At 55.3% G+C, this 26903-nt stretch carries 25 protein-coding genes and 1 tRNA gene; 10 read left to right on the forward strand and 16 right to left on the reverse strand.

Annotated features, from left to right (window positions below):
- On the reverse strand, positions 1 to 588 hold the full coding sequence (locus SCD_RS10440) for a CNP1-like family protein (protein WP_232504400.1): 588 nt from the start codon (positions 586 to 588) through the stop codon (positions 1 to 3).
- A gap of 317 nt (positions 589 to 905) precedes the next feature.
- Between SCD_RS10440 and SCD_RS10445 the strand changes: the two genes are divergently transcribed.
- The gene (locus SCD_RS10445; RefSeq protein ID WP_009205117.1) at positions 906 to 2636 is read left to right on the forward strand and encodes a nitrite reductase; all 1731 of its coding nucleotides are present in this window, start codon (positions 906 to 908) and stop codon (positions 2634 to 2636) included.
- A gap of 221 nt (positions 2637 to 2857) precedes the next feature.
- Here SCD_RS10445 and SCD_RS10450 read toward each other — a convergent pair whose 3' ends face one another.
- From SCD_RS10450 to SCD_RS10475, 6 genes are all read right to left on the reverse strand, one after another.
- Complete coding sequence (locus tag SCD_RS10450) at positions 2858 to 3451, reverse strand: CBS domain-containing protein (protein ID WP_009205118.1); 594 nt, start codon at positions 3449 to 3451, stop codon at positions 2858 to 2860.
- A 12-nt stretch (positions 3452 to 3463) separates the two neighbouring features.
- Entirely contained in the window at positions 3464 to 3943 is a 480-nt protein-coding gene (locus tag SCD_RS10455; RefSeq protein WP_009205119.1) for an RNA pyrophosphohydrolase, read from the reverse strand.
- Positions 3944 to 4146: 203 nt separating this feature from the next.
- Positions 4147 to 4935 (reverse strand): polyamine aminopropyltransferase, encoded by a 789-nt coding sequence (locus SCD_RS10460; protein ID WP_009205120.1) that lies wholly within the window; start codon positions 4933 to 4935, stop codon positions 4147 to 4149.
- A 182-nt stretch (positions 4936 to 5117) separates the two neighbouring features.
- The gene (locus tag SCD_RS10465) at positions 5118 to 5417 is read right to left on the reverse strand and encodes a YqjK-like family protein (RefSeq protein ID WP_041673449.1); all 300 of its coding nucleotides are present in this window, start codon (positions 5415 to 5417) and stop codon (positions 5118 to 5120) included.
- A complete protein-coding gene (locus SCD_RS10470) occupies positions 5417 to 5809 on the reverse strand; it encodes a phage holin family protein (protein WP_009205121.1) in 393 nt (130 codons plus the stop codon). The genes SCD_RS10465 and SCD_RS10470 overlap by 1 nt, the downstream gene beginning before the upstream one ends.
- A gap of 13 nt (positions 5810 to 5822) precedes the next feature.
- Positions 5823 to 6152 (reverse strand): DUF883 family protein, encoded by a 330-nt coding sequence (locus SCD_RS10475; protein ID WP_009205122.1) that lies wholly within the window; start codon positions 6150 to 6152, stop codon positions 5823 to 5825.
- 125 nt (positions 6153 to 6277) lie between these two features.
- On the opposite strand from SCD_RS10475, the gene SCD_RS10480 reads away from it, so the two are divergent.
- A complete protein-coding gene (locus SCD_RS10480; protein ID WP_009205123.1) occupies positions 6278 to 7993 on the forward strand; it encodes a proline--tRNA ligase in 1716 nt (571 codons plus the stop codon).
- A complete protein-coding gene (locus SCD_RS10485) occupies positions 7981 to 8598 on the forward strand; it encodes a lytic transglycosylase domain-containing protein (protein ID WP_009205124.1) in 618 nt (205 codons plus the stop codon). Before SCD_RS10480 ends, SCD_RS10485 begins: the two co-directional genes overlap by 13 nt.
- 73 nt (positions 8599 to 8671) lie before the next feature.
- Here SCD_RS10485 and SCD_RS10490 read toward each other — a convergent pair.
- The 3 genes from SCD_RS10490 to SCD_RS10500 form a co-directional block, all read right to left on the reverse strand.
- A tRNA-Thr gene (locus SCD_RS10490) sits at positions 8672 to 8747 on the reverse strand.
- A gap of 107 nt (positions 8748 to 8854) precedes the next feature.
- Entirely contained in the window at positions 8855 to 9283 is a 429-nt protein-coding gene (locus SCD_RS10495; RefSeq protein WP_009205126.1) for a Fur family transcriptional regulator, read from the reverse strand.
- 44 nt (positions 9284 to 9327) lie between these two features.
- Positions 9328 to 10359, reverse strand: coding sequence for an FAD-dependent oxidoreductase (locus SCD_RS10500; protein ID WP_023506944.1), 1032 nt, complete (start codon positions 10357 to 10359; stop codon positions 9328 to 9330).
- Positions 10360 to 10530: 171 nt separating this feature from the next.
- Here SCD_RS10500 and SCD_RS10505 point away from each other — a divergent pair, with 171 nt between their 5' ends.
- The 6 genes from SCD_RS10505 to SCD_RS15780 all read left to right on the forward strand — a co-directional run bounded on the left by SCD_RS10505 (position 10531) and on the right by SCD_RS15780 (position 18281).
- Entirely contained in the window at positions 10531 to 10965 is a 435-nt protein-coding gene (locus tag SCD_RS10505; RefSeq protein WP_009205128.1) for a type IV pilin protein, read from the forward strand.
- Positions 10962 to 11480 (forward strand): GspH/FimT family pseudopilin, encoded by a 519-nt coding sequence (locus SCD_RS10510; protein WP_023506945.1) that lies wholly within the window; start codon positions 10962 to 10964, stop codon positions 11478 to 11480. Before SCD_RS10505 ends, SCD_RS10510 begins: the two co-directional genes overlap by 4 nt.
- A gap of 25 nt (positions 11481 to 11505) precedes the next feature.
- Entirely contained in the window at positions 11506 to 11907 is a 402-nt protein-coding gene (locus SCD_RS15770) for a type IV pilus modification PilV family protein (protein WP_023506946.1), read from the forward strand.
- Positions 11908 to 11920: 13 nt separating this feature from the next.
- The gene (locus SCD_RS10520) at positions 11921 to 13087 is read left to right on the forward strand and encodes a PilW family protein (RefSeq protein WP_009205131.1); all 1167 of its coding nucleotides are present in this window, start codon (positions 11921 to 11923) and stop codon (positions 13085 to 13087) included.
- A 62-nt stretch (positions 13088 to 13149) separates the two neighbouring features.
- The gene (locus SCD_RS15775) at positions 13150 to 13719 is read left to right on the forward strand and encodes a pilus assembly PilX family protein (RefSeq protein WP_148290770.1); all 570 of its coding nucleotides are present in this window, start codon (positions 13150 to 13152) and stop codon (positions 13717 to 13719) included.
- Positions 13720 to 13748: 29 nt separating this feature from the next.
- The gene (locus tag SCD_RS15780) at positions 13749 to 18281 is read left to right on the forward strand and encodes a PilC/PilY family type IV pilus protein (protein WP_023506947.1); all 4533 of its coding nucleotides are present in this window, start codon (positions 13749 to 13751) and stop codon (positions 18279 to 18281) included.
- Between the two features lie 93 nt (positions 18282 to 18374).
- Here SCD_RS15780 and ispH read toward each other — a convergent pair whose 3' ends face one another.
- The 6 genes from ispH to murJ all read right to left on the reverse strand — a co-directional run bounded on the left by ispH (position 18375) and on the right by murJ (position 25881).
- On the reverse strand, positions 18375 to 19310 hold the full coding sequence (gene ispH / locus SCD_RS10535; protein ID WP_009205134.1) for a 4-hydroxy-3-methylbut-2-enyl diphosphate reductase: 936 nt from the start codon (positions 19308 to 19310) through the stop codon (positions 18375 to 18377).
- Between the two features lie 2 nt (positions 19311 to 19312).
- On the reverse strand, positions 19313 to 19753 hold the full coding sequence (locus SCD_RS10540) for an FKBP-type peptidyl-prolyl cis-trans isomerase (RefSeq protein ID WP_009205135.1): 441 nt from the start codon (positions 19751 to 19753) through the stop codon (positions 19313 to 19315).
- A 92-nt stretch (positions 19754 to 19845) separates the two neighbouring features.
- Positions 19846 to 20316 carry a signal peptidase II gene (lspA, locus tag SCD_RS10545; RefSeq protein WP_009205136.1) on the reverse strand — a complete coding sequence of 157 codons (471 nt, stop codon included), beginning with the start codon at positions 20314 to 20316 and terminating at the stop codon, positions 19846 to 19848.
- A complete protein-coding gene (ileS, locus tag SCD_RS10550) occupies positions 20309 to 23149 on the reverse strand; it encodes an isoleucine--tRNA ligase (protein WP_009205137.1) in 2841 nt (946 codons plus the stop codon). The genes lspA and ileS overlap by 8 nt, the downstream gene beginning before the upstream one ends.
- 78 nt (positions 23150 to 23227) lie before the next feature.
- Positions 23228 to 24154, reverse strand: coding sequence for a bifunctional riboflavin kinase/FAD synthetase (locus tag SCD_RS10555; RefSeq protein WP_023506949.1), 927 nt, complete (start codon positions 24152 to 24154; stop codon positions 23228 to 23230).
- A gap of 182 nt (positions 24155 to 24336) precedes the next feature.
- A complete protein-coding gene (gene murJ / locus SCD_RS10560) occupies positions 24337 to 25881 on the reverse strand; it encodes a murein biosynthesis integral membrane protein MurJ (RefSeq protein WP_009205139.1) in 1545 nt (514 codons plus the stop codon).
- Positions 25882 to 26056: 175 nt separating this feature from the next.
- On the opposite strand from murJ, the gene SCD_RS10565 reads away from it, so the two are divergent.
- Positions 26057 to 26641: a superoxide dismutase gene (locus SCD_RS10565; protein ID WP_009205140.1), complete on the forward strand. Its 585-nt coding sequence runs from the start codon at positions 26057 to 26059 to the stop codon at positions 26639 to 26641.
- The last annotated feature ends 262 nt before the right edge of the window (positions 26642 to 26903 follow it).

The following is a 26903-nucleotide window of genomic DNA, read 5'->3' on the forward strand; positions in this document are numbered from 1 at the left end:
CTAAGGCCTGAAGCTGCGCTTCAGCAGATCGACCGCTTCCTGCGGGTTTTTCACGATAATCCCGTTGGGACAAAAGAAATCGTCATAAAGCACGTGATGTTGACGGTTACGGTCCTGGTAGCGGATCGGTTCCCATTTGGCGAAGCGCGCCCTTGACCAAGCTCCTTCCTTGCGTCCGAAGGCGTAAAGCTTCCTTTCGCGGCTGGCGCAGCGGATACCCTCGAAGCTCACATTGGAGGCACCCGCCGATGATTTGACGATCATCGTGTAACGCACCACGCCGTCCTCACCTGTACTGATGGAAACGGCATCGACAAAAAACCTGTTATCAGTGGCGGCACTAACGAAGAAGGGCAGCAGGTTTTCTTCCTTCGGGTAAGCAGGGAGTTGAGCCTCAATCTCGGCCCACGGCTTTTCCTCATCGAATTCGTATTCGAATTTCCCCCACTCGGCGAAGGCACTACCTGATAGCACTAGGGCAAGCCCCACGGCAACCCACATCAAGTGATGGCGCAACCCGATACGATACAAGACGGCACCAACCCAATTGATACGGAACCCAAAGGCATTTTTCTTTAATCTACACATTCCCGCTCGACAGTTTTTTATGCACTTCAACCCAGTCTAGCATGAAACAAAATCGCGTTGTTTTGCATTTCCGGCAATCACGCTGCCAATCACGAATAAATATATTTTATCGTCATGTCGTTATGCCAATGAATTCAATCTCAATTGAAAATTGTTGATACAGATCAATTATTATTAATTGCTTACAAAGCAGAATGATCGATTACGTCCGCAACAAGCGTTGGCATGCTATGGCGTAATTACAACGTAATTTTGCAGTTTCATCTGCTACGTGCCTCTACAAGGAATGACAAGTTCAATAACACTTCGGAGAAATCATGAAAGAAAGATATAACAACTTGCTTAGATTGGCTGTTCTAGCAACACTTCCGCTGGCGATTCAGTTCGCCAATGCAGATGCCACCCCACAACACGACGACAAGGTGATGGCCGAATATCAAACAGCTGGCGGCTCCCCACTGGAATCCGTGCCCATGCACCAGGATATCAATCCAAAAGCTCCAAAAATGTCACACGATGAATTCGAAAAGGCAAAAAAAATATTCTTCGAACGTTGCGCCGGTTGCCATGGTGTATTGCGAAAAGGAGCAACCGGCAAACCGCTGACCCCGGACATCACTCTGGACAAGAGTCTGGAATATCTTAAAGCCTTTATTAAATATGGCTCACCGGCCGGCATGCCAAACTGGGGAACTGCAGGCATATTGACCGACGATGAGGTTGATTTGATGGCCCGCTACGTTCAACAGACACCTCCTGCCCCGCCGGAATTCGGCATGCCGGAAATGATGGCCTCATGGAAGGTAACCGTGCCGGTGGACAAACGCCCCAAGAAGAAAATGAACAATCTCAATCTGGAAAATTTGTTCTCTGTTACGTTGCGTGACGCAGGAGAAATAGCCCTGATTGATGGCGACAGCAAGAAAATTGTCAGCATCCTGAATACAGGTTATGCCGTACACATTTCACGGATGTCGGCTTCCGGCCGCTATATGTTTGTGATCGGCCGCGACGCCAAGATCAATCTGATTGATCTGTGGATGGAACATCCCGACACGGTAGCGGAAATCAAGATCGGCATGGAAGCCCGCTCGGTGGAAAGCTCGAAATTCAAGGGCTACGAGGACAAATACGCGATTGCTGGCGCCTATTGGCCGCCGCAGTTCGTCATCATGGATGGCGATACACTCAAACCGAGGAAAATTGTTTCCACTCGCGGTATGACCGTGGACAAGCAAGTGTATCACCCCGAGCCCCGAGTTGCTGCAATCGTATCCTCGCACTTTAATCCTGAGTTCTATGTCAACGTCAAGGAGACCGGCCAGGTTTATGCAGTCAACTATGAAGACCTGAACAATCTCAAAATCAAGATGATCGATGCTGCCCCGTTCCTTCATGATGGCGGATTTGAGTCTACGCATCGCTACTTCATGGATGCGGCCAACGCCTCCAACAAAATTGCGGTGATAGACACCAAGGAAGGCAAGTTGACCAAATTGGTCGAAGTCGGCAAAACGCCTCACCCTGGTCGCGGCGCCAATTTTATTGACCCCGAATTCGGCCCAGTGTGGGCAACCGGCCACCTTGGCGATGAAAAGATTACATTGATCGGCACCGACCCGCTGAAGCATCCAAAACAGGCCTGGAAGGTAGTGCGCACATTAAAGGGCCAAGGCGGCGGTTCACTGTTCCTCAAAACCCATCCCAAATCCAGAAATCTATGGGTGGACACTACACTCAATCCCGACCCCAAGATCAGCCAATCGATTGCTGTGTGGGACATCAACAACATGAACAAGGGCTATGAGGCACTACCAATCGGCGAATGGGCGGGGCTGAAAGATGGTCCAAAACGCGTGGTTGAGCCCGAATACAACAAGGCGGGTGATGAAGTCTGGTTCTCGGTCTGGAACGGAAAAGATCAGGAATCGGCCATCGTGGTGGTGGATGACAAAACGCGCAAGTTGAAAGCTGTGATCAAAGATAAGCGTCTAGTTACACCCACCGGAAAATTCAACGTCTACAATACCCAGCACGACATTTACTAAGCCACATCATCCGATGCCGGACGAGGTTATTTCTCATCCGGCATTTTTTTGCCCATAAATATGCTCTCGTTAGAGGGCAGGGCGCCGCCCAGTTCTCCTGCGGTTTGGCGGTAAGCACCTGGTTCACGGACAGCCAGCCCTGTTCGAAGGCGTACACGGAACCAGCCATGTGAATCCAAGACCAGGAAAATCCGGGAAGAGCAGCGGAAAAAAACAAAAAACTACTTGGCGAGCTGCACCTGAATTTCGGCAAAGGTCTGGGCGATTTCCAGTGTCTGGATTTCCGTGCCCAAGAGTCTTGAAACCTGGGAAGTCGAAAAAATACCACGCACCTGTTGGGCATGCCCCGGCCCTTCCGTATCCACCACCAAGGCATGCTGGCGACCACATTTTTTCAGGGTTGCGACGATATGGCCCACTTTTGCCGCAGCGACATCCTTCATGCACAGCACTTCCAGCTTTTCCTGCGGCGTCATGATGTTGCGCACCAGAACATCCTCCCTCCTGCAGCCAGACTTCTCGATAAATTGCACTGGTTTCTCGCCCAGAATATCGGTGGCGGTAACCAGCCCGAGGACTGTTTCCTGATCATCAATCACCAGCAGCAGCCTGACGCTGTGCCGAACCATACGCTCCCTAGCGGCATCTACCGTTTTTTCTGGCCCGATGGTCACCGCCATTACCGCTTTGAGGTCAGTCATCACCCGCACCGCCGGGTCGCGCAATTCGACATGCGCCGGCGAGGTTTGCAGAGGTTGATAATAAGTCGCCCCTTGCGCCAAATCGCTGGGTGGTAACGGGGAAAAATCAACCATATTGACTCCAGTTCATTCTGATTTATTCAGGTAGCCTGCCAGCTCGTTGAGCGCCAAACGGTATACATCGCGTTTGAATTCGATCACCGATTCCAGAGGAATCCAGTAATGGTGCCATCGCCAGGCATCGAACTCGGGATGCGAAGACGCGCGCAACGACACATCGCTGTCGCGCCCGGTCAAACGCAAAAGAAACCAGATCTGCTTCTGGCCCCTATAGCTACCGCGCCACTCGCGTCGCACCCAGTTCTGCGGCACATCATAGCGCAGCCAGTCCCTGGTGCGGCCGATAATTCTCACGTGCTGCGGCTGCAGCCCGACTTCTTCCTCCAACTCCCGAAACATTGCCTGCTCGGGTGATTCACCGGCCTTGATGCCTCCTTGCGGAAACTGCCAGGAATGCTCCTTGATACGCTTGCCCCAGAAAACCTCATTTTTTGCATTGCATAGAATGATGCCGACATTGGGGCGATAACCGTCCCGGTCTATCATTAGTGAAACACCTCAAATTCGTTAAGTTAACGTAATTTTTTCACATTTCACCCGGCAATGAAAGTCAAATAACGCACACCCATGACCGAAGTCACGATTGCGAATGAAACAGACTCACCATACACCTGCGTATTCCGAAAAAATCACCGCATCACCTTTCATGGGACAAAGACATAAGGCGCCAGTTCAACACGCAATATTATCTAAATCAGCAGACGCTTTTCCGTGTGAGTATTGAGGCTGCGCAGACCTTCAACGAACTTGAGAAATTCCAGCCCATATGTCTGCTCCAGTTCCCTGGCACGCTGGCGCAAATCGTCCCAGCGTGGATTGCCGGGGCTGCGCTTGAAACCGAACACGACGATGTTGCCGTGCTTTTCCGTAGGCAGACACAATGTCAGGCCATTGAAACTGGTCTCGATACGCTGCAAGTAGGCATCGAAATTTTTGTCGCTGCCCCACAGGTTTACCGCGAGGATTCCACGTTCACTCAGTGCTGAGGCACAGTCGTCGTAATAACGCTGGGTAACCAACGAATCGGCCAGCGAAACACCGTCGAAGCCATCCACCATCAACACATCGGCGCTATCGGGGTGGTCGGCCACATACTGGCCGCCTTCGGCGATCACCACCTCGAATCGTTCATCTTCCGGCGGCAGCTGAAAATAGGCGCGTGCTGCTGCCGCAACCTGCGAGTTCAGTTCCACCGCCGCTATGCGTGTGGCCGGCATGCGGTGATAAACGAATTTGGCCAATGACCCCCCTCCCAACCCGACCATCAGAAAACGCACGGGGTCAGGATTGAACAGGAGAAGACCCATCATGCTGCGGGTATAGGCCAGTTCAAGCTCGTTGGGCGCACTGATGCGCATCGAACTCTGCACCGTTTGACTGCCCAGATGCAACGACCGCACGCCGTCGCGCTCGCTAACGTCTACGACGTCACCAGCGGCTACCGCTTTATGAATACGCCGCCCAAAAAACATTCCCATTGTTGCCTCGATAGTGCGGAGAAAAATCAAGTCTATCCCGGTAACTCCACTTCATATATCCGGGTTGCTTCAGGAAGGGTGCAGGAAGAATTACACCTGCCGCCAGGACGCGGCAAGGAAAGAAATTGGGCTAACACTGGATGAAAATTGACCCGTGTCGAAAAGCCCTCGGCCACTGTCAATTAATTCGGCTTCCATTTCCCGGCTGCCATGCCGCGGAAAACACGCCACAACGCCCAGCCACGACCAAGCCAATTTACTGCTCTACGAGGCCGTGCCACCGCAAACGCTACACCCAACCCGACCAGCAATGCCGGATGCATGCGAAGGAAGCGCCATACAGTCACGCCCTGATCGGCTATCGCCATTGGTACACGCCAGACATGGCAAATATCGCCCAATTCCGCACGTTGGGCCGCGCTATGCGCCACCAGTTCGGCACGCCGTCGGGCAAGTTGAACCAACCGTTGCTCGGCACCCATTACGGCAGCAACTGCTGGCGATCTTTGCCGAGCTCTGCCAGGCTGGCCGCAAATAAACGACCACCGACCGAAGCGCGAGCACGAAACATCACGACACCCACACCGCCCAGGCTAAAAAAAAGTCCCGCCAAACCCCCCAGCACCAACAGTCGGTGACTATCCCATAGCAGGACGGTGATGAATATCGCAAGAAACACACTGCCCATAGCCAAGCAAAACAGCGCGATACTGCCGAACAACAGCAACTGAGCAAAGCGGAGTTTTTCCTCCTCCACTTCATTCGCCAACAACTCCAGTCTTGTCTGCGCTACGCCCGAAAGCGTAGCGGCAAAATTGCGCAGTGAGGCAAACAACCCAGTGGCATGTGCTATGCCTGCATCAGTTTCCGTCATCACTATCCGAATGTCAGCGACGTGCGATCAGAACGCCAATCACCAGCCCGACACAGGCGGAAATACCCACTGCCTTCCACGGATTGTCATGCACATATTGGTCAGTGGCACGGGCAGCCTGCTTGGTTTTATCAATGATCGCTGCTTCAGCCTGTGCCAACCGCACTTTAGCGTCAACCAGACTAGCCTGAATTTTTTCGCGCGCGGCCGCTACTTTTTCACCCGCATCATTCGCAGTCGCCCTGAGCAACGCTTCAGCATCAGCCACCACTACTTTAAAATCCGCAACCAGCTTTTCCTTGTTTACATCGGCTACTTCATCGACTTCGCTATACATGATCATTTCCTTTTTCTTATTAAACGGTGACTACAATTATAGGCTACTGCTATTCCCAGTCCAAATCAATCCGATAACCCCCTTGTTTTCGGTTAAAATTGCGAATTCAGAATTTGATTACGGGAATCCCCATGCGTGTCTCAAAATTTTTCCTGTCCACCCTCAAGGAAGCGCCAACCGAAGCCGAGTTGGTCAGCCACAAACTGATGCTCCGCGCCGGCCTGATCAAGCGCATCGGCAGCGGTCTGTACACTTGGATGCCCCTCGGCCTCAGGGTACTGCGCAAGGTCGAAAACGTCGTACGCAATGAAATGGACAAGAGCGGCGCAGTCGAACTATTGATGCCGGCGGTCGTTCCCGCCGAGCTCTGGCAGGAAACTGGACGCTGGGACGTTTTCGGCCCGCAGATGCTGAAGATCAAGGATCGCCATGAGCGCGACTTCTGCTTCGGACCGACCCACGAAGAAGTGATCACCGATGTCGCACGCCGCGAAATCAAAAGCTACCGTCAGCTGCCGGTAAATTTCTACCAGGTCCAGACCAAGTTCCGCGACGAAATTCGTCCGCGCTTCGGCGTGATGCGCGCACGCGAATTCGTGATGAAGGACGCGTATTCCTTCCACGCCAACTTCCCCAGCCTAGAGCAGACCTACCAGGTGATGTACGACACCTACAGCCGCATTTTCACCCGCCTGGGATTAAAGTTCCGCGCTGTTGCGGCGGATACCGGCGCGATCGGCGGCACCGGCTCACATGAGTTCCACGTTCTAGCCGATTCCGGCGAGGATGCCATCGCCTTCTGCCCGAGTTCCGACTATGCCGCCAACGTCGAGCTGGCCGAGGCAGTTTCTCCCACCACTCCTCGCCCCGTTCCGACCGAAGCAATGCAAAAAGTCGCCACGCCGGGCAAACACAGCATTGAGGAAGTGTGCGAATTTCTTAAAATTCCCGCACACCGGGTCGTTAAAACACTGCTGCTGGAAGGGCGTGACGGCGATGTGGTAGCGCTGTTGCTGCGGGGCGATCACCAACTCAACGAGGTCAAGGCCGGCAAACTGCTCCAGCTTGCACAACCGATACGCTTTGCCACCGACGCACAAATTCGTACCTCTGCCGGTTGCAACGCCGGCTCGCTCGGTCCGGTCGGCCTGAATGTTACGACAATTGCCGATCGCGCTGTGGCCGCAATGAGTGACTTCATCTGTGGCGCCAATGAGGACGGGCACCACCTCACCGGCGTCAACTTCGGTCGCGACCTGCCGGAATTGAAAGAAGTGGTCGATCTCCGCAATGTGGTGGAAGGCGACGACAGCCCGGACGGCAAGGGAAAACTGGAACTGTGCCGCGGCATCGAGGTCGGCCATATTTTCCAGCTGCGCACCAAGTATTCCGAAGCGATGAAAGCCACTTTTCTTGACGAGAACGGCAAAGAACAAGTAATGGAAATGGGCTGCTACGGCATCGGCGTGTCACGCATCGTCGCCGCCGCTATCGAGCAGGGCCACGACGAGCACGGCATCGTCTTCTCGCCCGCAATAGCCCCGTTCCAACTCGCCATCGTACCCATCGGCCTCAACCGTAGCGAACTGGTGAAGGAAACAGTCGAGAAGCTCTATGCCGAGCTCATTGCCTCAGGGATCGAAGTGCTGCTGGACGACCGCGACGAGCGCCCCGGCGTCATGTTCGCTGACCTTGAACTGATCGGCATCCCGCACCGCATCGTCATCGGCGAGCGTGGACTGAAGGACGGCAACGTGGAATATCAGGGGCGAAAAGATGACAAAGCCACCGCCATCCCCTTGCAAAATATTGTGAGTCACATAAAATCAGCAGTATGCGTAAGCTAATTATTGCCTTTGCTTTGCTGACCTGCCTGCCTGCCCAAGCCGGCAGGCAGCTTGAAGAACCGTTGAGCGCCAGCGTGCAGGCGGCGCTGCATAAAACGGTCAGTGATGGCGCGGCTCCGCGCCTCGTCTTTACCTCACAAGTCGATGCAAACATCTGGATGGCGGAAATGTCACAGCGCTTGGAGAAGCGCATGCCGGACCGGAAAGTGCGCCAAGACTTCCTCAAAACCGTACACTACGAAGCATCCCGCGCGGGTCTCGACCCCCAAATGGTGCTAGGCTTGATCCAGGTGGAAAGCGGCTTCAAAAAATATGCCGTATCCAGTGCTGGGGCTCGTGGCTACATGCAGGTCATGCCGTTCTGGGTCAAGCATATCGGCACTCCGGATCAGAACCTGTTCCACATCCGCACCAACCTGCGCTATGGTTGCACCATCCTTCGGCACTACCTCGACATTGAAAAGGGTGATCTATATCGAGCCCTGGGCCGCTACAACGGCAGCCTGGGCAGGCCGGAGTATCCCAACCTGGTGATCGGCGCCTGGCGCAACGGCTGGGCCTATCCGAGTAAAATCGGCAAAGCGGCATCAGTCCCTTTGTCGTAATCTGGTCCTGAAATGAAAAAACCCGCTAAATGCGGGTTTTTAAGACTTCTTTGGACTGCTTTGAATGTGTTACTGGTGCCGATGACCGGAATCGAACTGGTGACCTTCGCATTACGAATGCGCTGCTCTACCAACTGAGCTACATCGGCACACAAGCCCGGCATTATATCCCTGTTCGACCTCAGCCATCAACCGTTACGGCGCACCATAACTGGTCGAACGGATGATATAAGTACAAAGCGATCAGGAATTTAGATCAGGCAGGAACCGCTTGCGGGCGGATACGGACGATGATGTCGATACCTTCGGTAATCACGCCCGGCGGCAACATGGGCAAACCGCTGATCTTGAAGTCCGCCGCGTCGATATCGGTCAGATGACCACTTACCACATCATAAAAGTGATGATGCTCATAAGTGTTGGGGTCGTAGAATACTTTGCTTGGGTCCACGATCACTTCACGGATCAGCTTCTTTTCAACGAATAAATTCAAGGTGTTATAGACCGTTGCCTTGGAGGTTTCGCTGTGCTTGGTATTGACGATCGCAAGGATCTGATCGGCAGAAAGGTGCTCCTGCCTGGAGAACAGTGCATAGGCAATCTCTAGCCGTTGGTGCGTCGGATTGATCGCATGCTGCCTTAGCAAGTCAGCCATGTTGTCGCGAGTGTAAGTTTTCATATCCATAAAATCATGCCAAACCAAACATTGGACTTTGTCTAACAATTTAATTAGCCTGGCCACTTATAGTTCGATACATCCAAGGGTTGCTCCCGGTTAAATAGTTGGTTAGTCAGGATTTGAGCACTTGCCGGCGCCATGGTGACACCATAGCGGAAATGTCCACTATTGAGGTACAGGTTCTCCAACTGCGGATGCCGGGCTATGGTCGGAACATTGTCAGGCGCAGCCGGGCGCAACCCTGCCCAGTGCTTGATAAACTCGGCTTGGGCCAGTTGAGGCAGCATGCCCAGTGCCCGCGCATGAAGCGCAGCCCCAGCCTCTTCGGTCGTCGCCTTGTCGAAGCCGACATCCTCCAGGGTGCTGCCAACCAAGATATGTCCGTCATCACGAGGAATCAGATAGGTCCCATTCTGAAGGAGAATATGCTGCAACATTCCGGGCTTCGCCCTGTACAGCAGCATCTGGCCGCGCACGGGCTTGATATCGAGCTGCACACCCTGTTTTCCCAGCAACTTCTTGCTCCAGGCTCCGGCGGCAACGACATAATGCTCCGCCGTAAAAGACCCCGCCGTGGTATCCAGTCGCTCCACCCGATCATCCGTGGAAACGATCCCGGTCACCTCAGCCTGTTCCACAATCCGCACCCCCATCCGCTCCAGCGCGAGGCGCAATGCCTTGATCAAACGTGGATTTCGCACCTGCGCAACATCCGGCAGCCACAAAACATCGCCATCCTTCTCCAGCCGCACATTATGACCGGCGCACCATTGCACGGCACGCTCGGCATCAAACGGAGGCAAAACACGCATACCACTGACCCGGTATTCCGGGTCGATACCACTCAAATCGGCGATACGCTCCACCCATTCCGGGAACAACCGGCCACTCAACTGCGTCAGATTGGTCACAGCCGGCAAATAATCCCAAGGCAACAGTGGCGACAAGATTCCCCCGCCTGCCCAGGAAGATTCGCCACCGCATTCTCTGCGATCCATTACAGTGACAGTAGCGCCACCCCGTGCAAGCTCAAGCGCACTACCCAAGCCAATCACACCACCGCCGACAATCAAAACATCCATGTTCAAATCTTGTTGATTTCCAGTTATTGCCGCTCATTCTAGCAAACCAACCTTTAGTCGGCCCAACGTTGAACCACCGACTCATTCAGACTAAGCTTTGTTTAACAAATTTGCAGTTACTTTATTTTGGGATCGAATCATTTCAAATCATCGTCGCGCAGGATAACATTTATGAAAAAATCACTGGGTTTCACGCTTATTGAACTGATGATTACCGTCGCGATTATCGGCATATTAGCCGCAGTGGCATTGCCTTCCTATCAGGATTATTTGACACGCAGCAAGCTGGCAGAGGCCCATTCTTTACTGGCCGATATGCGTGTCAAGCTCGAACAGCATTTCCAGGATAACCGTAGCTATGTGGGAGCTTGCGCGGCGGGCAGCGTAGCATTACTGCCTACCAGTAAATATTTCACCTTTACCTGCCCGACCCTGAACGCAACACAATTCGAGGCGAGGGCAACTGGCATCGCTAACCAAGGTACGGGAAGTTTCATCTTCACAATCAACCAGGACAACGCTCGCACCACTGCCGGCGTTCCATCGGGATGGGCAACAGCCAGTCCCAACAATTGCTGGATCAGAGCAAAAGGTGGTACGTGTTGACCGCAAACCACACGCACAACTCGGGTTTCACGCTAATCGAGCTGATGATAACGATCGCATTGCTCGGCATTCTGTCATCTTTCGCGATACCTAGTTACCGCATCTGGATTCAGAACACCCAGATTCGAGGTGGTGCCGAGGCCATTTTGAACGGTATTCAATTAGCTCGTTCAGAAGCGGTTCAGCGCAATACTAATACTCAGTTTGTGCTAGGCAGCAAAGCCGACTGGACTGTTCAAACGGCGGCAGGCACGACCATCCAGACTCGTACCTCGCAGGATGGAAGCCCGAACGTCACAGTCGCCGTTACGCCAGCCGGTGCAACCACCATAACCTTCAACGCCTTCGGCCGGGTTCAGAACGCCAACGCCATTAACCGAATCGACGTGGATTCGTCGGTTCTTAACACCGCGGACAGCCGGGAAATGAGGATCACAATCGGCGCCGGCGGCAACATTAGAATGTGCGACCCTAATTTGACAGTGAGTTCACCCAATGATCCACGCGCCTGTTAGACCCATAGCCAAGCTCCATACCTCCATGCACAACCAACGAGGTTCCGTGCTGCTCGAAGCCTTAATCGCCATATTGATTTTTTCGATGGGCATCCTGGCGCTGATTGGCATGCAGGCAGCCGCCATCAGCAATGTCTCCGATGCCAAGTACCGCAGTGATGCGGCGTTCCTTGCCAACCAGGTAATTGGTGAAATGTGGGCGAATCAGCCCAACATAACATCCTATGCCTACGGCGGGACAGGCACACCACCCGCCGTACTGACTAACTGGGTTGCCAGAGTGCAAAGCACCTTGCCGGGCGCAACCGCCAACGCGCCAACGATAGCAATTGGGGCCAACAACCTGGTTACTATAACAGTGTCATGGCAACCCCCCAAGACCCCGGTTGCGCACAGGCACCAGGTAATTACTCAGATCAACAATTGAGGCAGAACAGACCATGACTGCGCGCATTTCGAAAAAAACAAGTCGGGGTTTCAGCCTGGTTGAACTCATGGTAGGTATGGTTATCGCCCTGATTTCCACCTTGGCTATCTTGCAAGTATTTACCTTTTTTGAAGGACAAAAAAGAACAACCACCAGCGGCAGCGATGCGCTCCAGGCAGGGGCCATCGCCCTGTACCAGATCGAGCGCGATGTCCGCCAAGCCGGTTATGGGTTCAACAGCCTCACCCTGATGGGCTGCACCATCAAGGCCTATGATGAAGGGGCCGGAACGCCTTACGAGTTCGATTTCAATCTTATCCCCGTCCAGATTGTTCAGGGAGTGGGGACGAATCCGGACACCATCACCCTTTCTTATGGCAATTCCCCACTCCAGACCGCGCCAGCCTTAATTACTGCTGATTACAACGGGAATGCGGCAAATTTAAAAGTTAACAATCGCTTCGGCTTCAAGGAAGGTGATCTGGTCATCATCGCCGAGCCCGGCAAAGACTGCACGCTTGCCCAGGTCACCGGCCTGCCTGCCGCTGTCGATGCCTGTGGAGGTTCGAGCGCGGCGGCCCAAACTGACAACATCATACATAATTCCGGCAACTACAAAGACCCAAATAAAGGCTGCCAGCAGGTTGCTGCCCGCTACAACAAGCCTTCCGGGCTGGGCATCGCATACAACGTCAATTCACCGGTGTTCAATCTGGGTGGAATACCCACCATCAATGAGTACACCATCCAGAATAACCAGCTGATGGTGCGAAATGTCCTTACCCCCGACCCGGCTGTCGCCATCATGGATGGCATTGTCAGCATGCACGCACAATACGGCTTTGACACCCGTGCGGGCATTATTTCTGATTTGAGGGTCGACACTTATAGCGACACCATGCTGGACGCAGATGGCAATGGCGTCATTGGAAGCAGCGGAGACTTTAGCCGCATTGGCTCAGTACGCCTGGTTGTCGTTGCGCGCAGCGGCCTGCGTGAGAAACCCGATCCGGCAACAGGATTATGCAATGTCACGTCCGCAGCGTCCTTTTCATTGAACTGGGCTGGCGGTGCCATCACCCTGCCCAATGACGCAGACGGAACGAGTTGGCAGTGCTATCGCTACAAGACCTTCGAAACGACTGTACCAGTCAGAAACATGATCTGGAGACCAGTATGACCCCCCAAGACTCAAACCGGCGATTCACGAAAGTTGCTTCCCTGCGCCAACAGCAAAAGGGCATGTCACTCTTTATTGCACTGATCGTGCTGGTTGCGATGACATTGGCCGGCATAGCACTGGTGCGCTCGATAGATACCACCACGGTAATTTCAGGCAACCTCGCGTTCAGGCAGAGCACCCTGAACGCAACCGATCAGGGCGTCAATGCCGCCTATCTCTGGCTAATGAGCAAAGTGGGCACCTCCTCGCTCAACAACTCCGATTCGAGCGCCGGCTATTACTCATCCAAGCTCGATCCTGAACCTGACTGGAAAGATACGGCGACCTGGTCTGGACTCAACACCGCAACCCTCGCCACGGATGCCGCCAGCAATACCACCACCTACATTATCCATCGCATGTGTACCCAGCCCAATACCGCCTATAACGGCAACAATGGTGGCGTGGCAAACCAGTGCTCCACTGCCGTCTCCACTTCCAGTGGTGTCTGCCCCGGAGGTAGTCAGAGTATTGGCAATTACTGCTTCGACGCAACCGCATCCGGTGTTTATTACCGCGTCACCGCCCGTACAATTGGCCCGCGCAATTCGACCAGCATCGTTCAAGCCATGCTGCTGATTCCATTCTGATCGGCATGTTTGTGCAACAGGAGAAAACCATGAACGTACAATCCCACTCTTACGGCAAGCAGGCTTTGCTGACTGTACTATTTATTTGCGCGAATCTTGCGGGGCTACCCAGCCACGCGGCCGTCACGGAATTGGCGGACGTACCGCTCGCCCAAGCCACTACGGCGACAGTCAGGCCCAACCTGTTTTACATTCTGGATGATTCCGGCAGCATGATGCAGCAATACACGCCGGACTACATCAGCGACCGCTGGGGCGGCGGCTCGTACCCTGGCGACTTCCACTGCCTGGACAGCGGCGACGACGCCGACTCCAACCGGGACAAATGCCTGATTGGCGATCCACCCTATATGTCAAGTGATTTCAACACCCAGTATTACAATCCGGCCATCGTTTATTCTCCCCCGGTGAAATTCAACGGCACCAAGTTCAACAGCATGAATGCCGCCAATTCCACCAACTGGAGTGCCGTTCTGACCGACGGCTTCAACCGGCAGAATACCAACCAGTTGGAGCAGTCCAACACCAGCGTGAACCTGACCACCCAGTACCCCGATCGGGTCTGGTGCCTTGACCCGGCTGACTCCGCCACCGGTGCGAACTGCAAAACCAATTCGGCCAGTTACTCCTATCCGGACAACACCCCCGGTGGCTACAACCGGGGCAAGGACTCCTCCAGCAACATCAAATACAAATACGGCGCCCCCTACTATTTCACCATTGCCGCCAAGGAATACTGCACCTCTACCGACCTGAAGACCTGCCAAGTCGCCGATGCGCCGACCGGCATCTACACCATTCCCGCCACAGTGCGCTGGTGCGATTCTGCAGCCATGACCAACTGCCAAGCCAAGAAGACCGGCTCTTTTCAGTATTCCCGTTTTTCCAATACCTCGGCAGGCTCCACCGCCAAGGGCACGATCGTAATCGGCAACTCCGGCTCGGATGACTCCGTCAGTATCACCAGCATTCAAATTGACGGTATCAACGTCATCAACACTACCATCACTTCCAGCACCGGCACAAATGCCACCGCCGAGCGGCAGACCGTTGCCTCTGCCGTTGCTTCGGCAATTAATGCCTATAATGGAACTACCCCGGCTACGCCATATCCTGGATATTCCGCCACCGCCAGCAACGACACGGTGGTAATCACTCCCACCACCGGTTCCGGCAACGTCACCGCGCTTTCCAACAGCGCAATCCCCAACGGCCGGGTGATCATGGCCTTCTCACCCTCCACGGGCACCACCGCAGCCACCTCGCGCGTCGACTTTTCGAACACCACCACTTCTGGGGCCGTCACCAGCATCACGGTCAACGGCGTCGAAATCCTGAATGGCACCATAGCCGCATCCAGCAGCACAAGCGGCAGCACGCGCAACAAGAACATGGCCTTGGCCGTGTGCAACCGGATCAATACCTATTTGAATTCCACGCCATTCGAATATACCGGCGCTTCCAGTGCGACCGGCACTTCCTGCCCGACCAATTCCGCCACTTTCTACATCCAGGCGCCGGTAGCGCAGGGTTCGGCACCAAATGGCTTCAGCATCGTCATCACCGCGTCCAATACAGACACAACCATCGCCAACGCCAGCACTCTAACTGGCGGCATTTCGCGCAGCATGCCAACCACCGTCTCCAACATCAGCGGCGGCGGCGCGGGCCTCAGCACCTTCTCGCGCATCAACATCGTGCCGACCACTACAGCCTATCCACGCGGCGCAAGCCGCCTCGACTGCGTTGCCAGCGCCAGTTCGTGCAGCTACGCTGAAGAAATGACCAACTTCGCCAACTGGTACGCTTACTACCGCACCCGCATGCAAATGATGAAATCCTCCAGCAGCGTGGCATTCCTGCCGCTGGGCGACAACTACCGGGTCGGCTTTTACACCATCAATACATCCAGTGTCACCCAAAGCATTAGTGGAAGCAGCCCGAACCGCTATTCCAGCACCAAGTTTCTGGATATTTCGAATTTCGATGCAACCCAGAAAGAGTATTGGTACAACACCTTGTTTTATCAGGTTCCATCGGGGTCAACACCGCTGCGCGGCGCACTCACCAAGGCCGGAAAAATTTTCCAGAAGAACTGGAGCGGTGCAGTCGACCCGGTGCAATACTCCTGCCAGCAGAACTTCTCACTACTCACCACGGATGGTTACTGGAACGAGACCTATAGTGGCGTGGGTGATCAGGACAACTCCGACACCGGCTACTCCACCCGCGCCGTGGGGGCCTATGATGGCAATATCGGGTCAACCGATACCCTTGCCGACGTAGCCATGTATTACTACAAAAATGACCTCCGGCCAACCGGCACGACCGGTGTACTGGGTACGGACGTGTCCAAGGACAACGTACCGACTTCCGACAAGGATCCCGCCCCCCACCAGCACATGATCACCTTCACCCTGGGTCTGGGCGTTGATGGCGTTATGACCTACCGGCCAGACTATGAAACCGCCACCAACGGCGACTTCTACAACATCAAAACTGCTTCAACTGGCTGCGCCTGGGCGTCCGGAGTATGCAACTGGCCAAAGCCGGTAAACGACTCGGAAACCGCAGTGGATGATCTTTGGCATGCGGCGGTAAATGGCCGTGGCCATTATTTCAGCGCCCGCGATCCGGCCGCTCTTGCCAGCGGGCTGTCTGAGGCTCTCAGCAGCATCAAGATCATCACCGGCGCCGCTGCGGCTTCCGCCACCAGCAGCCCGAACATCACACAGACCGACAATTCAATTTACAGTACCTTTTTCCGCACCCTCAAATGGGATGGCGAGGTCAAGGCGCAATCCATCGATCCGGCTACCGGCAATGTCATTGCCACCGTCAACTGGTCGGCGCAAACCCTGCTTGACGCCAAGGCATTGGACTCCTCGGATACGCGCACGATTTACACCCGAGATACCTCAACCGGACTACTCAAGACTTTTGACTGGACCAATCTGAACGCCACTGAGAAAGCCTATTTCAACAGCAAATCTGCCACGATGTCGCAATATTCGACCCTTGACTCTGCCCAGAGATTGCTGGCGGACAATGGTGAGAATCTGGTCAACTACCTGCGTGGGCATAGCGAGTATGAAGGTATACTTTACCGTGACCGCGAGCATATCCTCGGCGATACAGTTAACGCCAAACCCGCCTATGTGGCGCGGCCGAAGTACAATTTCGGCGATACCGACTACGCAACTTTCAAGACCACTCAGGCGGCGCGCCAGGCGATGCTCTACATTTCAGCCAATGACGGCATGCTCCATGCCTTCAACGCCAGCCCTGACGCCACCGCCGGAGGTGGTGGTGAAGTTTGGGCATATGTGCCCCGTATGATCATGTCTGATTTGTACCAGTTGGCAAACGATAACTACTCGACCAACCACAAGTTTTTCGTGGATGGGACACCAGAATCCATGGATGTCTATATTGGCGGTGTGTGGAAAACCATTCTTGTTGGAGGGCTGAACAAAGGGGGACGGGGCTATTACGCGCTAGACATCACTGACCCCAATAACCCGACAATGCTGTGGGAAACCTGCTCCGACAGCACCGTTTGCGCAAATTCCGATACCGACCTGGGCTATAGCTACGGCAACGCAGTGATCACGAAACGCCCATCTGACGGAAAATGGGTCGTACTGGTCAGTTCCGGACATAACAACGTTAGCCCGGGAACCGGTAAGGCGTTCCTGTTTGTGCTGGATGCGGCGAACGGGAGCGTCCTTAGCAAAATTGACACTGGTTTCGGTTCGACTACGGATCCAGCCGGGTTATCCATGATTTCTGGATGGTCGAACAATCCCAACACCGACAACAAAGCGCTCCGTATCTATGGAGGAGACCTGCGCGGCAACCTTTGGCGCTTCGACCTTACTACCAACTCTGTCATTAAACTCGGCGAACTTAAGGACGGCAGCAACAACACACAACCCGTCACGACCCGCCCGGAACTTGGGATATGCGGCACTTCAACCGAAATGATCTTCGTCGGAACCGGCCGTTATCTTGGTCTCAACGATTCACTAGATGCCAGCCAGCAATCCTTTTATGCAATCAAGGACTCGACCGCCGCATGGGGCAACCTGAGAAGCACCCCGATCGTTCAGCAAACTCTCGCTGCCTCATCGACAACCTCGCGAACGATAAGCACCAACCCGGTGGACCTGAGCTCTAATACGGGCTGGCTTCTGGATTTCAACCCTGCTAACAGTTCACCTGGGGAACGTGTTACCGTTGATCCTCAGCTCGTTCTGGGCACGATGCTAATCGCGACCAATGTTCCAAAACAGGACGCCTGTTCTACCGGCGGCGACAGCTGGTTCTATCAGTTGAACTATTGCACGGGCTCATACATCTCAACATCCGCAGTACAAAGTATAGCGGCCAATAAAATCACGGGCTCCCTGACAGTAGGCTTCGTCGTGATCCGCCTCCCGGACGGCACAATCAAGACCATCGTTACCAGCGCTTCAGGCGATAAGCAAACTCAAGGGGTAGACATCGGTGGTGGAGGCGCCTCGGGGAAAAGAGTTTCCTGGCGCGAAGTCCTGGACTGAAAATCAGTTTTACTGATTTAGTCTGATTCAGGACTTTAAGAAGTGAGAGGAACTTTCCAGCGCACCCGGCCACTTCAAGTCGGGTGCGCTCGCTTAATCGTGCTCAGATAAGGAAAGACTCTTCGGGATAGGAAACACCACGTTCTCGGCGATGCCACTCAACTCCTCCACGTTACCGGCGCCAAGCTGTTCCAGCCGGGCAATCACTTCCTTCACCAGCACCTCCGGTGCGGAAGCTCCTGCGGTAACGCCGGCTTTTTTCCTGCCTTGCAGCCAGACAGGTTCGATCTGGCTGGCGTTGTCCACCATGTAGGCGGCTACCCCCATGTTCTGCGCCACTTCGCGCAGGCGATTTGAATTGGAGCTGTTGGGCGAGCCCACCACAATCACGACGTCGCACTGCTGCGCCAGGGTTTTCACTGCATCCTGGCGGTTCTGTGTGGCGTAGCAGATGTCGTCCTTTTTCGGGCCGCTGATACTTGGAAAGCGCAGTTTCAACGCGGTGACGATACGGCTGGCGTCGTCCATAGACAGGGTGGTCTGGGTGACATAGGCGAGATTATTTTCGTTGCTAACGTGCAATCCAGCCACGTCCTCCGGCTTTTCGACCAGGTACATGCCGCCATCTGCCTGCCCCATGGTGCCTTCCACTTCGGGGTGGCCCTTGTGGCCAATCATGATGATTTCCTTGCCCTGCCTGCGCATCCGCGCCACTTCCAGGTGCACCTTGGTCACCAGCGGGCAGGTCGCATCGAACACTTTCAGGCCGCGCGCTTCCGCCTCCTGCTGCACGGCTTGCGAAACACCGTGGGCGCTGAAAATCAGCGTGCTGCCGGACGGCACTTCGGCAAGATCCTCAATGAACACCGCACCTTTGGCGCGCAAGCTCTCCACCACGAACTTGTTGTGGACGACCTCGTGGCGCACATAAATCGGCGCACCGAACAGTTCCAGCGCGCGCTCCACGATCTCGATGGCGCGATCCACACCAGCGCAGAAGCCGCGAGGGTTGGCGAGCAACACTTCCATATTTACTCCAGAATTTCCTGAATCTCTACTTCGAATTTCAGCGGGTAGTCGCACAGGGGATGATTGAAATCCACCAGCGCATCGGTCTCGGTTTTGTCGAGAATCACCCCCATCACGGCCTCGCCGCTGGGCAGGTTGAATTCGATCAGGCTGTCGATTTCTACAACGATGTCATCCGGGAACATGTCCAGTTCGATCCGCTGCACCAGTTCCGGATCGCTCAGGCCGAACGCCTGCTCGGGCTCAAGCAGAAATACGCGTTGCTCGCCCGGTTCCAGTCCGATCAGACACTTCTCCAGGTTTTCCGCAATTTCACCGGCACCGATCTCCAGGACGACAGGCTCGTCTTCCTCGTAGGTATCGAAAATCACCTCGCCCTCTTGGACAGAGATGGTGTAATGCACACTCACTTTATCGCCGGCAGCGGCAGTTTGTTTGCTCATGGTCGCCTCCTAAGTTTATTACTTTAAAGTGAGAAACAAGGAGTTGAGCCGCGGCTGTGCCGCCTTTTACTTTTCTCCTCACTCCTCACCCCTCACGGTTTTGCGGGTTTTTTAAAGCTGTCCCAGATCAGCAGTCCTGCGCCGCCAGTGATCGCCATGTCGGCGACATTAAACGCGGGCCAATGATAGCCTTGCACATAAAAATCGAGAAAATCCACTACGTGGCCGAGCAGAATACGGTCCATCAGGTTACCGATCGCACCACCGAGGATCATGGCAAGGGCCAGGCTGAAAAGTCTTTCCCCGCGATGCTTGCGCAACAGATAGACGATCACCACTGCCGCAACCACTGCAACCCCGCTAAAAAACCCGCGCTGCCACCCCCCGGCTCCGGCCAGAAAGCTGAACGCCGCGCCGGAATTGTAGGCCAGAACCAGGTTGAAGGAGGGCATCACCGCGATCACTTCGCCAAAGACTAGCGACTGCAACACCCACTGCTTGCTCAGCTGGTCGAGCAAGACAATGACCACGCTGAGCACGAGCCAGCCCCACCCGTTACGCATACTGGCGCGGCTCGCCTTCGCCGTGCAGATTGGAAACACAGCGTCCGCACAAGCCGGGCTTGGCGGCATCGGCACCCATATCGGCGCGGTAGTGCCAGCAGCGCTCGCACTTCTGCTCCGGGCTGGCACTGACACGGATACCCACCCCGGCTTCGCCAGCCACCGCTTCGGGATGGCCACCTTGATGCAAACGCGCCTGCGACGTAATGAACACGAAACGCAAGTCATCACCGAAAGAATCAAGGAGGTCGAAGATTTCGCCGATGGCATAAAGATCCACCTCGGCGGCCAGCGAGGACCCGATTTTCCCAGCCACCCGCACTTCTTCCAGTTGCTTCTGCACATCGGCACGCACGCGACGCAACTGCACCCAGCGCTGCCTGATCACATCCTCTTCCGGCTGGGTCGGCATCACATCGTTCCAGGTGTGCAGAAATACGCTGTCTTCCGGGATTTTAGCCAGCACCTGCCACACTTCCTCGGCAGTAAAGGAGAGGATGGGTGCCATCAACCGCACTAGGCTGTGGGTGATATGGTAAAGCGCATTCTGCGCCGAGCGGCGGGCGCGGGAATCAGCGCCGGCGGTGTACAGTCGATCCTTCAGGATATCCAGGTAGAAACCGCCCAGATCTTCGGAACAGAAGGCTTGCAGTTTCTGAACGATGAAGTGGAACTCGTATTTTTCATAGTGTGCTTTGCAATCGTTCTCGAAATCCCTTGCCATCGCCAGTGCGTAACGGTCGATCTCCAGCCATTCTTCAACCGGCAGAGAGTGCTGCGCCGGATCGAAATCGGCGATATTCGACAGCAGAAATCGCAAGGTGTTGCGGATGCGGCGGTAGCTCTCGGACACCCGCTTGAGGATCTCGTCGGAAATGGTCAGTTCTCCGGAATAGTCGGTGGAAGCGACCCACAGGCGCAGCATGTCGGCACCGAGACTGTCCACTACCTTTTGCGGCGCGATCACATTGCCCTTGGACTTACTCATCTTGTGGCCGTTGCCGTCGACCACGAAACCGTGCGTGAGGAGAGCCTTGTAAGGTGCGTGGCCATCCACTCCGCAGCCGGTGAGGAGCGATGACTGGAACCAGCCACGGTGCTGATCGGAACCTTCCAGATACAGGTCCGCTGGATGCTGCAGATAGTCGCGCCGTTTTAATACGCAGGCGTGAGACGAGCCGGAATCGAACCAGACATCGAGAGTGTCGCTCACCTTCTGGTAGGTTTCCGCCTCGGCACCGAGCAGTTCGCTGGCTTCCAGGCTGAACCAGGCTTCGATGCCCTGCTGTTCCACGCGTTGCGCCACCTGCTCCAGCAGTTCCGCGGTGCGCGGGTGCAGTTCGCCGCTTTCCTTGTGAACGAACAGCGGCATCGGCACGCCCCAGTTGCGCTGGCGCGAAACGCACCAGTCCGGGCGATTCTTGATCATGGCCTCGAGTCGAGCGCGACCCCACGCCGGGAAAAACTCGGTGTTCTCGACGGCTTTCAACGCAGCGGTACGCAGGCTGCTGTGCTGCCCGGTAGTTTCCATGCCGATGAACCACTGGTGCGTGGCGCGAAAGATGATCGGCGTCTTGTGCCGCCAGCAGTGCGGGTAGCTGTGCTTGAGCTTGATTTCCAGCAACAGCGCACCGCTGTTGGTCAGAGTTTCGACCACGGTCTTGTTGGCCGCCCAGATCGACTGGCCGCCGACCAGGGGAACGCTGGCGTAAAACTTGCCATCGCCGCCTACCGGACAATCCACCAACAGATCGTACTTGCCACCAACTGCGTAGTCTTCCAGGCCATGGGCCGGCGCGGTATGCACCAGTCCGGTACCCGCTTCGAGCGTGACGTGGTCGCCGCAGATCACCGGCACGGTGCGGTCGTAGAAGGGATGCTGCAATTGCAGATATTCCAGCGCCGAGCCTTGCACGGTCGCCACCACTTCTACCGCGTCGAAACCGTAGCGCGTGATGCAGGCCTCTGCCAGATCGCGCGCCAGGATCAGGATACCCTTTGGCGTCTGGATCAGGTCGTAGATGAAATCGGGGTGAACACACACCGCCTGGTTAGCCGGCAGGGTCCACGGCGTGGTCGTCCAGATCACCGCATACACTGGCAAGTCAAAACCAGCGCCCTTCACGTTTGCTCCCTCTCCCCCTGCGGGAGAGGGGTTGATACCCAGCGCCTTGGCCAGCGCGGCGACATCCTTCACGGCAAAGGCGACGTCGATTGCCGGTGAAGCCTTGTCCTCGTATTCCACCTCGGCTTCCGCCAGGGCGGAGCCACAGTCCACGCACCAGTGCACCGGCTTCTGCCCCTGGTAGAGGTAGCCGTTGGCGTGGATGCGGCCCAGCGTGCGCATGATATCGGCCTCGAACCTGAAGTCCATGGTCAGGTAGGGATTATTCCACTCTCCCAGAACACCAAGACGGATGAAGTCGGCCTTCTGGCGCTCGATCTGCGATGCCGCATATTCCCGGCACAGCTCGCGGAATCTGGCGGCGGGAATCTCCTTGCCGTGCTGTTTCTCCACCTGCAGCTCGATCGGCAACCCGTGGCAGTCCCAGCCGGGCACGTAGGGCGCATCGAAGCCGGACAGAGTCTTGCTCTTGACGATGATGTCCTTGAGCACCTTGTTGACCGCATGGCCGATGTGGATGTCGCCGTTGGCATAGGGCGGACCGTCGTGCAGAATGAATTTGGGCCGTCCAGCGCTGACCTCACGGATTTTCTCGTAGAGCTTTCTTTCCTGCCACTGTTTCAGCCAGCCCGGCTCGCGCTTGGCGAGATCGCCGCGCATCGGGAAGGGAGTGTCAGGTAAATTGAGCGTGTCTTTGTAATCAGCCATTTATAACCTCTCACCGCAAGGGACGCGAAGGACGCGAGGGAAAACAAAAAAGCTTTTCCTTTGCGTACCTTTGCGTCCTTAGCGGTTAATAAAGAATTTCTTCGCGTTTTCTACGTCTGCCGCAATCTGTGCAGTCAGCGTCTCAAGATTAGGGAACTTCATTTCGTCGCGCAGCTTGAGCAGAAATTCCACGTGCAGGTGCTGGTTGTAAAGGTCGCCGTTGAAGTCGAACAGAAACACTTCCAGCGTAGCCTTGCCTTTGTCGTCAATGGTCGGGCGCACGCCCAAGCTGGCCGCGCCCTGCAGCGGCTTGTCACCGATCCCGTGAACCTCGACCGCAAAAATACCGGCCAGCGGCGGCTTGTTGTGCTTCATCTGGATGTTGGCTGTAGGGAAGCCGATCTTGCGGCCAAGGCTTGCGCCGTGCACCACCTTGCCGCTGATGCTGTAATGGCGGCCGAGATAGCGCTCGGCAAGAGCCAAGTCGCCATTCGCCAACGCCTCGCGCACGACGGTGCTGGATGCGCGCTGACCGGACACGGTCACGCTGTCCATGGCTTCCACCTCAAAATCATATTGCTTTCCGGCCTGCTGCAACATGGTGAAATCACCGGCGCGTTTGGCACCAAAACGGAAATCATCGCCCACCAGCACCCAGCGCGTCTGCAAACCCTCGCACAGGATACGGCTGATAAAGTTCTCAGCGCTGACCTGAGCGAAGCGTTTGTTGAAACGAAGGATAAAGACCCGCTCCACGCCGAAGCGCTCAAACAGTTCCAGCTTTTCACGCAGGTTGGAAAGGCGCGCCGGCGCTTGCTCTGGAGTAAAGAATTCGCGCGGATGCGGCTCGAAGGTCATCACGCAGGGCGACAGTCCACGCTCCCGCGCCGCCTGCGTGAGACGGGCGAGCATGGCCCGGTGGCCAATATGCACGCCATCGAAATTTCCAATGGTAAGCGCGACCGGAGATAGAGGCTGGGCGGGTGTTCCGCGGTAAATCAACATAGCCGTGTGCAAAAAAGATGAGATTATAACCCAAAAAGCCGTATTTCACCGCGGAGGACGCAGAGGAAAAACAAGGGTTTAAGACCTGCTTAGGCGAGGGTTTTATGGCGAGTTAGCCTTTGTATTACTCTGCGTCCTCCGCGCCCTCTGCGGTTCATATCTTTTACCAAAAAAACAGCCTGTCATTTAGCGCCGTGGCGGATGAAATCCTTGACCCTCACACCGAACAGCGTGAGCGCGGCAAAATAGGCTCCCGCTCCGGCTACGACTGTCCAGCTCAGGTGAACCACACGGGAGACGATGCCGCCCTTGAGCCACACTTCCTCCCCTCCCATGGCAAACCACAGCACCCCGCCCATCACCGCTAAAGCAGCCGTCACCTGCAGGAAAAACTTAAGCCAGCCGGGCTGGGGATGATAGATATCGTGCTGGCGCAGATGATAGAACAGCAACCCGGCGTTGAGGCATGCCCCCAGGCCGATGGAAAGTGCCAGCCCGGCGTGTCTGAGATCCAGAATAAAAACGAAAATGAGGTTCATTATCTGCGTCGAGAACAGGGTGAAAAGCGCGATCTTGACCGGCGTCCGAATGTTCTGTCGGGCATAGAAACCCGGCGCCAGCACCTTCACCATGATCAGGCCGAGCAATCCGAGGCTGTAGGCGAGCAGCGCTTCCCGCGTCATCCACAAGTCGGTAAGCGTGAACTTGCCATAGAAAAACAGCGTGGAAATCAGCGGCACCGACAGAATCGCCAGCGCCAGCGCGGCAGGCAGTGCCAGCATCAGAGTCAGGCGCAGGCCCCAGTCGAGCAGGCGGGAATACTCCACGGTAGAGGCATCAGCGTAGTGCTTGGCCAGGCTGGGCAGCAGAATGGTGCCCAGTGCCACGCCGAGGATGCCAGTGGGGAATTCCATCAGGCGGTCGGCGTAATACAGCCAGGACACGCTGCCGGTCACAAGGAACGAGGCAAAGATAGTGTTGATCAACAGGCTGATCTGGCTAATCGATACACCGAAGACTGCCGGGCCCATTTGCTTCAGAATCCGCCACACCCCCTCGTCGTTGAACTTCAGACGAAAGCGCGGCAGCAGCCCGAGCTTCGCCAGATGGGGAAGCTGGAAACCGAGCTGGAGCAGGCCGCCGAGCAGCACTGCAACTCCCAGCACCAGCACCGGCGGATCGAAATACGGCGCCAGCCAGAGCGCGCAGCCGATGAAGGACAGGTTGAGCAGCGCCGGGGTGATGGCCGGCACGGAAAACTTGCTGTAGGTATTGAGGATACCGCCAGCCAGCGAAACCAGCGAGATGAAAAAGATGTAGGGAAAAGTCAGACGCAATAAATCGACCGTCAGATCGAATTTGCTCGGCACCGCGGCAAAACCGGGCGCACTGATATAGATCAGCACCGGCGCGGCAAGAACGCCAATCACCGAGACGACAAGAAGAATCAGCACCAGCAATGTCGCTACATGATCCACCAGATCGCGCGTTGCATCATGGCCGCGCTTGGACTTGTATTCCGCCAGGATAGGCACGAACGCCTGGGAAAAAGCCCCTTCGGCAAACAGTCGCCGCAGCAGGTTGGGAATCTTGAAGGCAACGAAAAATGCGTCGGAATACAGCCCCGCACCGAACACCCGGGCAATGATGGTGTCGCGCAGGAAACCCAGGATGCGGGAAATCAGGGTCATGCTGCCGACGGCGGCCAATGCCTTCAATAAATTCATGGATTACGCTATAAAACCAAAAGCGGCTATGTTATAGCGTTTGCCCAATGCTTTCCAGACAAGAGAATTGGTCTATGATTGAGTGTTGCCGTAAACAATGAAAGTCGATACAATTAAACTTAGTCTAATTTACTGACTTGTTTTAATCCACCCACCATCTGGAGCACAATACACTATGGAACACACCCTGCCAGCACTGCCTTATGCCATGGACGCCCTGCAACCGCACATGTCCAAAGAAACCTTCGAATACCACTACGCCAAGCACCATCAGGCCTATGTCACCAACCTGAACAACCTGATCAAGGGCACCGAATTCGAAAACCTGGACCTGGAAGCCATCATCAAGAAGGCCCCGGCCGGTGGTGTCTACAACAACTCCGCCCAAGTCTGGAACCACACCTTCTTCTGGAACTGCATGAAGCCGAACGGCGGCGGCGAACCCACCGGTGCGCTGGCTGATGCCATCAAGGCCAAGTGGGGTTCTGTTGATGATTTCAAGAAAGCCTTCCAGACCTCCGCAGTCGGTAACTTCGGCTCCGGCTGGACCTGGCTGGTGAAAAAGGCTGATGGCTCCGTCGACATCGTCAACATGGGCGCCGCCGGCACCCCGCTGACCACTGGCGACAAGGCCCTGCTGTGTGTGGACGTGTGGGAGCATGCCTATTACATCGACTACCGTAATATGCGTCCGAAGTTCGTTGAGACCTTCCTGGCCAGCCTGGTCAACTGGGACTTCGCGGCAAAGAACTTCGCCTAAAATATTTATGTTTCGTGACAATAAAGGTTTGAACTTTTAAGGTTACCGAAGCAATAAAGTTTTGGCCAAATGCGGTTAAAAAGGGTTCGAAGATAATCTTCGAACCCTTTTTTTATGGGCGAATAATCCGTAATAAAAAGGTATATGAACCGGGAAATGTGTTGTGGAGCAGTGCCGTGAATCACAACGATATGGCGCCTGAAATTGTGTGTGTTTATCACATTAATTGACTATAATGTGCATTATGCACAATACAGATTTG

This window comes from Sulfuricella denitrificans skB26 (assembly GCF_000297055.2).
Lineage (GTDB): Bacteria > Pseudomonadota > Gammaproteobacteria > Burkholderiales > Sulfuricellaceae > Sulfuricella > Sulfuricella denitrificans.